The 12,858-nt window shown below is 44.8% G+C and carries 10 protein-coding genes and 2 pseudogenes; 2 read left to right on the top strand and 10 right to left on the bottom strand.

Going from position 1 to position 12,858, the window contains the following annotated elements; translation table 11 throughout:
* Positions 1 to 28 precede the first annotated feature (28 nt).
* The 7 genes and pseudogenes from AB4167_RS02985 to AB4167_RS02955 form a co-directional block, all read right to left on the bottom strand.
* On the bottom strand, positions 29 to 436 hold the full coding sequence (locus tag AB4167_RS02985; RefSeq protein WP_017055178.1) for a SulA-like leucine-rich domain-containing protein: 408 nt from the start codon (positions 434 to 436) through the stop codon (positions 29 to 31).
* Positions 437 to 772: 336 nt separating this feature from the next.
* Complete coding sequence (locus AB4167_RS02980; protein ID WP_017059767.1) at positions 773 to 961, bottom strand: hypothetical protein; 189 nt, start codon at positions 959 to 961, stop codon at positions 773 to 775.
* 165 nt (positions 962 to 1,126) lie between these two features.
* Positions 1,127 to 1,564: pseudogene (locus AB4167_RS02975) on the bottom strand (hypothetical protein); the annotation flags it as partial.
* 80 nt (positions 1,565 to 1,644) lie between these two features.
* A pseudogene (locus tag AB4167_RS02970) lies at positions 1,645 to 2,212 on the bottom strand (tetratricopeptide repeat protein); the annotation flags it as partial.
* Between the two features lie 157 nt (positions 2,213 to 2,369).
* A complete protein-coding gene (locus tag AB4167_RS02965) occupies positions 2,370 to 3,038 on the bottom strand; it encodes an OmpA family protein (RefSeq protein ID WP_372136112.1) in 669 nt (222 codons plus the stop codon).
* Between the two features lie 99 nt (positions 3,039 to 3,137).
* Positions 3,138 to 3,827, bottom strand: coding sequence for a DUF2786 domain-containing protein (locus tag AB4167_RS02960; RefSeq protein WP_017059769.1), 690 nt, complete (start codon positions 3,825 to 3,827; stop codon positions 3,138 to 3,140).
* Between the two features lie 209 nt (positions 3,828 to 4,036).
* On the bottom strand, positions 4,037 to 4,720 hold the full coding sequence (locus tag AB4167_RS02955) for a DUF3334 family protein (protein ID WP_017059770.1): 684 nt from the start codon (positions 4,718 to 4,720) through the stop codon (positions 4,037 to 4,039).
* A gap of 222 nt (positions 4,721 to 4,942) precedes the next feature.
* Between AB4167_RS02955 and AB4167_RS02950 the strand changes: the two genes are divergently transcribed.
* On the top strand, positions 4,943 to 7,978 hold the full coding sequence (locus AB4167_RS02950) for an FAD-binding and (Fe-S)-binding domain-containing protein (protein WP_372056995.1): 3,036 nt from the start codon (positions 4,943 to 4,945) through the stop codon (positions 7,976 to 7,978).
* Positions 7,979 to 8,044: 66 nt separating this feature from the next.
* Positions 8,045 to 8,506: an isoprenylcysteine carboxylmethyltransferase family protein gene (locus AB4167_RS02945; RefSeq protein WP_017066183.1), complete on the top strand. Its 462-nt coding sequence runs from the start codon at positions 8,045 to 8,047 to the stop codon at positions 8,504 to 8,506.
* 91 nt (positions 8,507 to 8,597) lie between these two features.
* On the opposite strand, the gene AB4167_RS02940 is transcribed toward AB4167_RS02945, so the two are convergent.
* The 3 genes from AB4167_RS02940 to hutU all read right to left on the bottom strand — a co-directional run bounded on the left by AB4167_RS02940 (position 8,598) and on the right by hutU (position 12,776).
* Positions 8,598 to 9,323 carry a DUF3581 domain-containing protein gene (locus tag AB4167_RS02940; RefSeq protein ID WP_017067089.1) on the bottom strand — a complete coding sequence of 242 codons (726 nt, stop codon included), beginning with the start codon at positions 9,321 to 9,323 and terminating at the stop codon, positions 8,598 to 8,600.
* Between the two features lie 211 nt (positions 9,324 to 9,534).
* Positions 9,535 to 11,067, bottom strand: coding sequence for a histidine ammonia-lyase (hutH, locus tag AB4167_RS02935; RefSeq protein WP_102320505.1), 1,533 nt, complete (start codon positions 11,065 to 11,067; stop codon positions 9,535 to 9,537).
* A 14-nt stretch (positions 11,068 to 11,081) separates the two neighbouring features.
* Positions 11,082 to 12,776 (bottom strand): urocanate hydratase, encoded by a 1,695-nt coding sequence (hutU, locus tag AB4167_RS02930; protein WP_372136104.1) that lies wholly within the window; start codon positions 12,774 to 12,776, stop codon positions 11,082 to 11,084.
* Positions 12,777 to 12,858 lie beyond the last annotated feature (82 nt).

Here is a 12,858-nt window from a genome sequence, read left to right as displayed (position 1 = left end):
AAGCCAACATGTTATTAAGCAAGGTGGCTTAGTGAATACGCTCTGAATTTGCATCCATAAAGAAGACTTCACATTGAAAGCGTAACCCTAATGTTCTTAGGTACTGTTGGCTGAACTGATCAATCGATGCACTTGCAACAATCGCGCTCGCATTCTTAGAGCGGATTGCTTTCTCGACAGTCTCTACCTCAGTCATTTGATGAGAGGCTTTCATATGAATAACGCGGTCGCAGCAAACATTATGTTGCTTAAGCTGCTTAGCCGATGGTCTTGGTGTTTGAGCCGTAAACAGTAACCACTGATGTTGATTGGACAGCAACGCCATTCTTGCAAACAACGCTTCCTCGTTTGAATTTTTGCTTTTACGAGAAACTGATGTAAATGCGCAGTGAACTAGCGGGCTAGAGTGTTGTGCTTTAACGTGTGCTTGAATCATTTTGCTGTCCTTATATACATGCTGTATGTGTATACAGTAGTTTTAGTTGCTTATAAGATCAAGCGTTTTTTGCGGGATTATTGGACGATTTCGTCTGAGGTTATGGATGGTAAATGATTAAATCATTGAAAGTATTCGATAAATTAAATTTGAATGAATCTGCTGTTTTGTATCATAAGTTGAATAAATGTGAGCTTTATACAGGTGTATACACTGGTTTTTGCAGAAAAGTACTGTATATACCTGTATAGAAGAGAGAACAAAGAAGAAAGAAGATCTAAAACTACAGGCACAAAAAAAGCGCCTTAGGCGCTTTCTTATATTTCACGGTGTTGCTTATCTCAATGTCGCTTGGGAGAGTTTTGCTCTCATTTCCATTTCACCAATATTGAACTGGCGAACATCAATGGTTGCAATATCATTGCACTCGTTACATGCATGATGACACTTACCATCTAGGTAGTCGTGCTTTTTAACTAGGCTTGGCTTTTTGCACCAATCACAAACGCCTTCTATTGTGAACATATTCTCTCCTCACCTGTTTAAGTCAGGTGTATTTTCGGCGCAAATTATGACACAAGTAAGACCCATTAGTTAATAGTTTGTTACCCGTTTTTGAGAGGGGGATCGATTGCAACACCAATAAAATCGATATCTTTGAGATCTAGGAAAATGAAGATGTGTGTTTGTTTACGGTTTTGTAACATTTTGTAAAATGGTTTTTAGCGCATTGTTCAAACGTTTCATTTCTTCGTCACATCCGTGACCATCTGGATGGTAGATCTTTGATAGCTGTTTGTATCGGATCTTGATGCTTTTCTGGTCGGGGATTGAGCTAGGTGTGTAGCCAAATAGCGCGCAGGCCACCTGCAAATTACTCAGACCTTTGCTGTTTTTCTGCTTCTTCAATTCGTGGAACATAGTGTTCAGCTGGCGTTTTTGCTGCTTAATCGTAAGGTCCTTCGAGCTAAGCTGCGCTTCAAGTGATTGTTGTTGCTGTCGCGAATCACCCGACTTTAGAGCTTGTCTTTTTCTTGAGATAACGAGCGTCGCAATAATGCTGATGATTGAAATCAACACGGCCAACGCAGCACCAATCATATAGTCAGAGCTAGTTAGGTTAGAACTGGAGAGGTTAGAGCGTGATGCTTGGTTAGATTGAACGTGCTTAGATACCCCCTGACTGGTGTCTATTTCAGAGTCGATGCTGTCATCGAGCTGTTCTATTGAAGAGATCTGTTTTGCACGTTGCTGGTTGAATTGTGCTTCCAAAATGCGGTTGTAGCCCTCTTCTGCTTGTGGATTATCTTTTAAGGCTGCTTCATACCATAGCTGCGCTTTATCTAATGGTTGAAGGAGGTCTTGTTCTAGCGAGGATTCGTAGAGTTTTGCTACCTCGATAGGTGCGCGCTGGTTACCTTGCAACGCCGCTTTAATAAACCATTCCAAAGCAAGCTTGTTACTTTGTTCAACACCTGTACCTGCCAAGTACCATTCACCCAGTCTAAATTGCGCGTTTGGGTTGCCGTTTTCTGCTGACTGCGTGTACCAATACAATGCATCACTGGTGCTAACAGGAACGTCGACACCCGATTCATAAGCTTGAGCCAATTGGTATTGAGAAACTGGATCTTGAGGTTGTGATTCTAGTGAAAATTCATCACTGCTTGCTGCGTGCACGAAATGTGTGGTGGACAGTTGAATCGTGGAAAAGATGAGGGCTAGAAATAGTGTTCTAAGAAATGATGATGACAGAATGTTGGATAGGATCAGCAAAAGATAAGTCTCGTAAAAAAGCCCAGAATCGATATGTCAGTATGAATACGCTTTATGGTCGTTGATTATTATTATCACGTTAAATGAGTAACATAACTGATAAACAACTATATAGAGGTTAATTCAATAGATAAAGATGGACTGGGCTTTAATCGTGCTACTTAAGCGGCAAGATTTGAATTTCTACGCGACGGTTACAAGCACGACCTTGAGAGGTGTTATTGTCACATAGAGGGTAGCGCTCACCGTTACCACGAGCAATAGCACGACCTGCAGCAACGTCTTGAGAGATCAAGAATGCACGAACAGATTCAGCTCGACGCTCAGAAAGGATTTGGTTCGTCGATTCGCTGTCAGTGTGACCTTCAATCACTAGGCTAGTGTTTGGGTATTCAACTAGGATGCGAGCAACGCTGCGAAGGGTATTGTGAATGCTTGATTCCAAAGCGTAAGAGCCAGAATCAAAACCGATGCCGTTTTCTAGGCGAAGTAGAAGTTGGTTCTCACCGACACGTTCAACTTGAACGCCTGAATTCATTAGCTCTTCACGAAGGGCAGCTTCTTGTCGGTCAAAGTAGTAACCAATACCACCACCAACAGCGGAGCCACCGGCAGCACCAATAAGTGCACGTTTACCACGGTCTTTAGAGTCACCAGTTGCAGCACCAGCAACGGCACCAGCGAGTGCACCAATTAGAGCGCCTTGAGTTGCAGAGTTAGTCTCAGATTCGCCAGTTGTCGCGTTTTGGCGTTGAGTTGCCTGACAACCCGTTAAAGCGATAGTAAGCGCTAGGGCTAGTGTGATTTTTTTAACGTATTTCTCCATCATGTACTTCTGTCAAACGAATGAATCCGAGTGACAAACATAGTCCTGTAAATCTTATTGATGGTTTTTATCAATACGTCGAAGCAATGTAAAGTGGCTCTATGATTTAGTTATCTTTTTAGCTGCCTGGGTACCGCCAACTGGTCGATTAACAGACAATTTACGACCTTTCTTCAAACCAACTTCATAATCGGCGGTGAGGTTTTTCATCGCTTCTCTCAGTTGCTGCTTGAACGTTTCACGGTCGATATTTTTGAATTCTTTATCAATGTAGTTATTGATCTTGTTGTTTGATTCGTCGTCGGGAGTAATGGTTGGTAGCTTTTCAAGCGCACCTTCAACCCAGCCTGAAACAAACGAGTTCACGCGGCGTGTCACTTCTAAGGACCCTGTGCCAGAGCCAGCAAAGCTATTTCTGAATTGGCCGGTGTGTTCATTCAGTTCACGATAAATGATATCGAAAGCGAACGCTGCGAAGATCGCGCGGTCGGCTTCACCAATGAACTCAACACGCTTGAGGCCTTTATGATTCAGCAATACGGCTTCTACGCCAAATTTGGTGTTGATACCGCGAATAACACGCAGCAGTGTAGAACTGATATTTGCAGGTAACAGGTGACTGGACTGAGTTTTCCCCATCTTGATAAATTCAATATCGTCTTTTTCGAGACCATATTTCAGCATCAAGTTATGCGCCATTTTTATCGCATTGGCAGCTTCATTGACGTTCGCAGAATTTCCAAGCTCAAGACACTTGGCAATTTTCTTTAGGGCTTTTTTCTTATCCATCGACAATTTAATCAGTACCGCAAATTTTTAAAAGTCCAACATTTTACATGTTTTCGCGGGTAACAGAAAGGCAAAACTGGTTTGATGAACAAGGAAGGCGGTGAACATTGAACTGCATGAGCCCAGTTGGCGGTAAAAACAAAAACGCCATCAAGCGTATTGATGGCGTTAGTGACACGTTTTTTCAATATGTCTAGAGCATTCGTAAACTAGATACCCAGTTCATCGAGTAGATCTGCCGCAGAATCATTGCCAGAGCTTTGAGCTGGCTTGTTCGCTTCTTGCATTTTTTTCTGAGTCGCCTCAAGAATGCTATCTGGACATTCGTCTTCTGCGATTTCAAATTCTTCTAATTGAATGAACTCAGTCTTATCCATCGCAAGCTCAAGGTAGAAGATGTTGTTATTAGCGGTAGAGAAGGTCACACGACGAGCTTGTGGACGGTCGAGATTGGTATCAACAGAAAGGTTAACTTGCTTGTTCAGAGCCAGCATTTTCGGTTGGTTTTGTGTGATGTTGGTTTGCAGCTCTTTGCGGATTTTATTGGTGAAATCGCCAACTAATTGGTTCATCAACTCACCCAATACATCACCCACTTCGTCTGAAGTATGAAGCACAGCAAGCTCGTTTTCAGGCATGCCCATATTGCGCATGTAATTGGTGTAGATCTCTAGCGCTGCTTTGGACGTAAAATTAATAACAACGAGACCAGAAAAGCCGCCGTCAAACAGAACGAAGCAACCAAAATCTGGCTTTAGGCTTGTCTTGTTGATCTTTTGAACCATGGCTGAATAGGACACCTGAGAAGCCGTCGCTGAAGTCAGTACGCTTGAGACTGATTGGCATAGTTTAAGAAGGATATCTTCAGTTGTGACTGTTTTGTTTTTTTTCATTGTGATGTGCTCGTGGAGATGTCTTAAACAAAATGTTATTCAGTATATTGTTACTGAATTAAGACGAAAGTGACTATTTCTCCATTCTTGCACTGAGATTCTGATTTGATCACCTTTTTATATGATCTTAATAGTAGTAAAGTGACGAAATTCAAAGAAAATTATTAAAAATCTCAGATAACCCAATGCTGATAGGATCAGCGAAGTAGGGGCAGGAAGCAAATGTTACCAAGACTTCAACTCAATGCTGATGTCGATCCAGTTGTTGTACGCTTTTTAGATGAACTAAAAACAGCGGGCTTTACTGGCGACATTGAATCTCAATATTCTAGCCGTTTGGCTGTGGCGACTGATAATAGTGTCTATCAGCAATTGCCGCAGGCGGTCATCCTTCCTAAAACAACGCAAGACGTTGTGCTTATCGGTAAAGTGGTTTCTAAATCCGCTTACGAACGCGTGACTTTTTCCCCTCGTGGCGGCGGTACCGGAACCAACGGACAATCTTTAACAAAAGGTGTCGTGGTTGACCTGTCGCGATACATGAATAAGGTTCTTGAGATTAACGAGAAAGAGGGCTGGGTAAGAGTTCAGTCTGGTGTCGTTAAAGATCAATTGAACGACGCTGTTCGCCCTTATGGTTACTTTTTCTCTCCAGACCTTTCTACCAGTAACCGAGCAACCTTGGGTGGCATGATCAATACCGATGCTTCGGGCCAAGGGTCATTGAAGTACGGCAAAACGTCTGACCATGTATTGTCGCTGCAAGCGGTGTTCGCAGATGGTTCATGTCTAGAATCTGATTTATCACACGGCTTACCTGTAGAGGGTGAATTCGCTCACCATGCACTTGCGGTGACAGAGGCGGTTTGTCGAGACAAACGCGCTCAAATCTTAGATAAATTCCCTCCGCTGAATCGCTTCTTAACAGGCTATGACCTAAAGAATGCAATCAACGAACAAGATGACAGCTTTGACCTAACTCGCGTTCTATGTGGCGCTGAAGGTTCTTTAGCATTCATCACGGAAGCAAAGTTAAACCTAACCAAGATTCCAAAAGCGCGCACACTGGTTAACGTGAAATACAACACGTTTGATTCTGCGCTGCGTAATGCGCCGTTCATGGTGGAAGCGAAAGCACTGTCTGTTGAAACGGTAGATTCAAGAGTATTGAACCTAGCGAAGCAAGACATCGTTTGGCACACCGTGAGCGATTTGCTGACTGATGTTCCGAACAAAGAGATGCTTGGCATCAACATGGTTGAGTTTGCAGGCCAAGATGAAGCGGAAGTTGAACAGCAAGTTCAAGCGCTGACTGCACGCCTTGAAACCATGGTTGAAAGCGAAGAAGCCGGCGTGATTGGTTTTCAAGTTTGTAGCGATTTGGCGAGCATTGGCCGAATCTACAACATGCGTAAGAAAGCAGTGGGTCTGTTAGGTGCGGCGAAAGGCCGAGCTAAGCCAGTCGCTTTTGCTGAAGATACTTGTGTACCACCAGAAAACCTCGCGGATTTCATCTCTGAATTTAGAGTGTTACTCGATTCAAAAGAGTTGAATTACGGCATGTTTGGTCACGTTGACGCGGGCGTATTACACGTTCGTCCAGCATTGGATCTGTGTGACCCGATGCAAGAAGCATTGATGCATGAAGTCTCTGATGAAGTGGTTAAGCTGGTGGCGAAATACGGCGGTTTAATGTGGGGCGAGCACGGTAAAGGTTTCCGTTCTGAGTATGGCCCAGACTTCTTTGGTGAAGAGCTGTTTACCGAATTAAGACGTATTAAAGCAGCATTCGACCCGCACAACAAGATGAACCCAGGCAAGATCTGTACGCCTTTAGAAAGTGACGCTGAATTGGTGAAAGTCACCGATACCAAGCGTGGTTTCTACGACCGTCAGATCGACGTACAAGTTCGTGACAGCTTCAAGCAAGCAATGGAATGTAACGGTAACGGCTTGTGTTTCAACTACGATACTAGCTCGCCAATGTGTCCTTCAATGAAAGTTACGGCTGACCGACGTCACTCACCCAAAGGCCGCGCAGGCTTGGTAAGAGAGTGGTTGCGTCAACTGACTGAACAAGGCGTTGATATTCTCGACCTTGAGCAAGAAGCGTTGAAAGACAACACACCCGTTAAGACTATGATTGAGCGTGTTCGCAATACGATGAACAAACGCCATGAGTACGATTTCTCGCATGAAGTTCATGAGGCGATGAACGGTTGTTTGGCGTGTAAAGCGTGTGCGAGTCAATGTCCGATCAAAGTCGATGTACCAAGTTTCCGTTCTCGATTCTTGAACATCTACTACTCGCGTTACCAGCGCCCTGCAAAAGATTATCTAGTTGCCAACATTGAAACCATGCTGCCGCTGATGGCGAAAGTGCCAAAAGTAGTCAACGCTGCATTGGGTCAAAAGTGGATCCAAACGGCAACAGCTAAAACGGTCGGTTATGTTGATGCACCATTGATGTCGGTGCCTACGCTCAAAAATCGTCTAGCGAGTAAAGAGCTGCAACTCTTCGATTTACAGTATTTAGAAGGCTTGTCTTCTGAACAGAAGAAACAGCATGTGCTGATCGTTCAAGACCCGTTTACCAGCTTCTATGATGCCGAGGTGATTGAAGACTTCGTCACTCTGGCTCAAAAACTTGGCAAAACTCCGGTACTGCTGCCGTTCAAACCGAATGGTAAAGCGTTGCACATCAAGGGCTTCTTAAATCGTTTTGCACGTGAGGCGAAATCGACTTCGGATTTCTTGTCGATGGTGGCGGATATCGGAATTCCTTTGGTCGGTGTTGATCCTGCTCTTGTGCTTTGTTACCGCGATGAATACGTCGAGATCTTAGGTGACAAGCGCGGCGACTTTGATGTACTTACTGTGCATGAATGGTTAATGCCATCGCTAGGTGAGTTCGAAGCACGCTCAGCAAGTGAAGATATGTGGTACTTGTTTGCTCACTGTACTGAGAAAACCAAAATGCCGAACGCTGAAAAAGAGTGGGGTACTATCTTCAAACACTTTGGGGCGGCGTTAACCAGCGTTCCTGTCGGCTGTTGTGGTATGGCGGGAACTTTCGGCCACGAAGTCGATAAGCTACAAATGTCGAAAGACATATATGGTTTAAGCTGGAAGCCTCAAATGCAGGACTTACCAAAAGATCGTTGCTTGGTGACGGGCTATTCTTGCCGCAGCCAAGTGAAGCGTTTTGAAGGTGAGAAGCTTGCTCACCCATTACAGGCGCTAGCAAAAATTCTCTAATACATTTAGCCCAGCAATTGCTGGGCTTTTTTCTAAACTAACAAAGGAATGTTAATAAGGAAAAGTATGAAATTTCTAGAATTAAAAGTACCACCAGTTGCACTGTTCATTATTGTATTCGTAGCATCATACTTCTGCGCTCAACAGTTGAGCCAAGGGACACTGGCATTGCCTTATGGAATGATTGTGTTAGGAATCGGAGTCACATTGAGTGGTGTGATCGGAATATCCGGTATATTGGAATTTCGAAAACAGAAAACCACCGTTAACCCGATCAAAGTAGAAACCGCTTCAGCCGTCGTGGACAGTGGAATTTTTGGCTACACGCGAAACCCAATGTACTTAGGGTTGTTCATCCTGCTATTTTGCTTTGGCTACTTCTTCCAGAATATCTTCAGTGTACTACTTAGCTTTGGCTTCGTAATCTACATGAATTACTTCCAAATCAAACCCGAAGAGCGAGCACTAGAACAATTATTCGGCGCAGAATATGTTGATTACAAACAAAAGGTTAGACGCTGGATTTAGTGATGATTTGAGTGCTGGCTTAGTAATCGAAATAAAAAAGCCCAGCTTGAGATTATCAAGCTGGGCTTTATTGATCTTGTTCTAGAGCTGATTAAGCAGCGGCTGTGAACTGAGCTAGAAACATCTCTTTGCGTTCGTTGAAGCGGTTTACTAGGTCGTCTACAGAAGCTTGGTCGTATGGCTTAAGGCCACTTGCTACCATACGCTTCACGCCTTTACCTACTACTTCGCCGTCTTCTTTGAAATCGAAGTTCAGGGTCACGATGCCACGTTTGCCTTCAACATCAAAAGTCGCGCCAGAGAATTCAACTTCTGGGTGAGACAGGTCTAGGCGAGTAAATTCAACTTCCATGCTCTCGTAAATCACTAGAGGACGTTGGCAGTTGATCATCATTTGTTGTTCTTCCATAAGAGGAACCATGATGTGTGGGAAGTTCATGCCAGAGAACTTAACGTAGTTTGTTACTACGTGCTCGATGAATGCTTGATCATGGCTCTTCTCACCTTCACAAGACATGTGTAGGTACTCTTTACCATTTGCATCGATAAGTGAGCTCTCTTTTTCACACTTGTTGTCAACGCTTAACGCAATACCGTTACCAACCATACCTGAAAAATCAAAACGCATTTTTTGGCTGATGCCTTCTTTTTGCAGAAGTACTGCAAATAAAAGATCGCCAGGTACACAGAAGCGCTTGTTGTCTTCATCGTGAATCGGGTTGAAATCGCCAGCTACTTTTTTAGCAAAGTGGCTTGCTTGTTCACGAGTGAATTGAAATTGATTGTCTTCAGTAGAAAAGTAAGGTGTCAGAAACATAGTATCGCTATTAGTCATCAAATCTGGGGTGGATTATAGCTAACTAACTTCGTTCTAATGGTCTATCCAGTTAACTTTGCTTATATATCAGTCGATTAGATAAATACGTTGGATGGTATGTGACGATTTTGAGGGGAATAGGGGCTTGGATTCAATGCAACAAGGGCTAATCAATAGCCCCTGTTTATATGACGTGCTATTTCGCCAAACCTTAGAAGCTACACAGTAGGCCTTCTGGCATTAGATGGTTATGCACTGATAATTTGAGCAGTAGATTTGCTTGCTCGATATCAGGTGAGAAGTAACGGTCTTTGTCGTAGAAGCTGACTTTCTCGCGCAGTATCTGTTTTGCTTCTTCTACTCGAGGAGAAGAGAGATTTGGTGCTCTAAAATCCAAGCCTTGTGCTGCTGCTAAGTATTCAACAGCCAAGATGCCACGGGTGTTTTCTGCCATGTCACGCAGTCGACGACCCGCAAAGGTTGCCATAGATACATGATCTTCTTGGTTTGCCGATGTTGGAAGGCTGTCTACTGAAGCTGGGTGTGCCAGTGTTTTATTCTCGCTTGCCAGAGCAGCAGACGTTACTTGAGCAATCATAAAGCCTGAGTTAACGCCGCCGTTATCGACTAAGAAAGGTGGAAGTTTGCTTAGTGCGCTATCAATCAGCAGTGCCATTCTTCGTTCAGAAAGGCTACCAATTTCTGCAATCGCAAGTGCTAGGTTATCCGCTGCCATTGCCACAGGTTCTGCGTGGAAGTTACCACCTGAAATAATGTCGCCGTCTTCAGCAAATACCAGTGGGTTATCCGATACCGAGTTCGCTTCAACGTTTAACGTTTCTGCTGAATTACGAATTTGCTGTAAACAGGCACCCATCACTTGAGGCTGACAGCGCAACGAGTAAGGGTCTTGAACCTTTTCACAGCAAGTGTGTGATTCACCAATCTCACTCTTTTGATCAAGCATATGGCGATAAGCAAGCGCGGCATCCATTTGACCACGATGACCACGAACGCGATGAATTCGAGGGTCAAACGGACGACGACTACCCAGCGCTGCTTCTACAGACATCGCGCCACATACGGTTGCAGACGCGAATAAGTCTTCAGCTGCAAACAGACCTTCTAATGCAAAGGCAGTCGATGCTTGTGTGCCGTTTAACAGAGCTAAGCCTTCTTTCGGAGCAAGTGTGATTGGCTCCAAGCCAGCGATCTGCATTGCTTCTAAGCCAGTGATGATTTTGCCGTTGTGGCGCGCTTGGCCTTCACCTAGAAGTACCGTACTCATGTGGGCGAGGGGAGCAAGATCTCCTGAAGCACCCACAGATCCTTTTTGTGGAACACACGGATAAACCTGTGCGTTCACAAGATCGATAAGAGCATTGATGACCTTGAGTCGGATACCCGAGTAACCACGAGACAAGCTGTTAATCTTTAACACCATCATCAAGCGCACGGTTTCATCAGACATGAATTTACCAATGCCGGCCGCGTGAGAAAGCACGATACTTTTCTGTAGTACTTCTAAATCTTCAGGCGCAATTTTGGTATTTGCCAATAAGCCAAAACCCGTATTGATGCCATACACAGTGCGATCTTCAGCAATCACTTGTTCTACAACGTGCATGCTCGCTTCAATATCAGGAATCGCTGCTGGATCGAGTGATAAGTTTACAGGGCTACGGCTGATTTTTCGAAGTTCAGGCAGGCCTAGAAGTCCTGGTTTAAGTAATAAATTCAACATGTTCTCTCCAGAAGTTAAAGGCGACGAAGTTCTTCGTTTAGCATAGGTAAATCAAGCTTCTGCTCTTTAGCACACTGCTTGGCAATATCGTAACCCGCATCAGCATGACGCATAACGCCTGTTGCTGGGTCGTTGTGAAGTACACGAGTAATGCGCTGCGATGCATCTTCACTGCCGTCACAACAAATCACCATTCCTGAGTGTTGTGAGAAGCCCATGCCAACGCCACCACCATGGTGCAGAGAAACCCATGTTGCGCCACCTGCCGTATTTAGAAGGGCGTTCAATAGAGGCCAATCTGATACGGCATCTGATCCATCCATCATGCCTTCTGTTTCGCGGTTCGGGCTTGCTACTGAACCTGAATCTAGGTGGTCACGACCAATAACAACCGGTGCTTTAAGTTCGCCATTTTTGACCATTTCATTGAATGCTTGGCCTAAGCGTTCACGGTCTTTCAAGCCAACCCAACAAATACGAGCTGGTAGGCCTTGGAACTGAATGCGTTCACGTGCCATATCTAGCCAGTTATGTAGATGTGGGTTATCTGGAATCAGTTCTTTTACTTTTTGGTCTGTTTTGTAAATGTCTTCTGGGTCGCCAGATAGGGCTGCCCAACGGAACGGACCGATGCCTTCACAGAATAAAGGACGAATATAGGCAGGAACGAAACCTGGGAAATCAAATGCGTTTTCTACGCCTTCTTCCAGTGCCATTTGGCGAATGTTATTACCGTAATCTACAGTCGCAGCACCTCGGTATTGTAGGTCAAGCATCGCTTGAACTTGAATCGCCATCGATTGTTTCGCGGCTTTCACCACTTTTGCTTCATCAATGGTGCGCTCTTGCGCTGCTTTTTCCATTGTCCAACCTTGCGGCAAGTAACCGTTCAGTGGATCGTGGGCAGAGGTTTGGTCAGTCACCACATCAGGTGTGATATTGCGTTCAACTAACTCTGGGAAGACGTCTGCGGCGTTACCTAATAAGCCAACAGAGATTGGCGTGTCTGACTCTTTAATCATTGCCATCGCTTCATCTAAGCTGGTGGCTTTTTTGTCTACATAGCCAGTACGCAAGCGGTAGTCGATTCGTGATTCATCACACTCCACTGCGATCATTGAGAAGCCAGCCATCGTTGCAGCAAGAGGTTGAGCGCCGCCCATTCCACCAAGACCGCCCGTTAGAACCCACTTGCCGTTTGCTTCACCTTGGAAGTGCTTCTTCGCGATAGCGACAAAGGTTTCGTAAGTACCTTGAACGATGCCTTGTGAACCAATGTAGATCCAGCTGCCCGCGGTCATTTGGCCGTACATCATCAAGCCTTCTTTATCGAGCTCGTTGAAGTGTTCCCAGTTCGCCCAGTGTGGAACAAGGTTCGAGTTAGCGATCAGTACGCGAGGTGCGTTTTTATGAGTCGGGAACACGCCCACAGGTTTACCGGATTGAACAAGTAACGTTTGGTCGTCCTCTAAACGCTCTAATACTTCAACAATTTTGTCATAACATTTCCAATCACGTGCCGCGCGACCAATACCGCCATACACAACCAGTGCATGTGGGTGTTCTGCCACATCAGGGTCTAGGTTGTTCATCAGCATACGCAGTGGTGCTTCTGTTAACCAAGATTTTGCGCGCAAAGTGGTGCCGTGAGGTGCGCGAATTTCGCGAGTCGTGTCGAGACGAGGGTCACTGTTGTGGTGTTCCGTCATTTTGGAATTCCTTCTGTTTCACGTTATATCGTTGTAGTTGTAGTTGTAGTTGTAGTTGTAGTTGTAGTTATCGGTATAGCTG

It is taken from the genome of Vibrio sp. 10N.286.49.E11 (assembly GCF_041469505.1).
Taxonomy (GTDB): domain Bacteria; phylum Pseudomonadota; class Gammaproteobacteria; order Enterobacterales; family Vibrionaceae; genus Vibrio; species Vibrio crassostreae_C.
The sequence above is the reverse complement of the archived record's forward strand: the minus strand, read 5'-3'. Positions and strand labels throughout refer to the sequence as shown.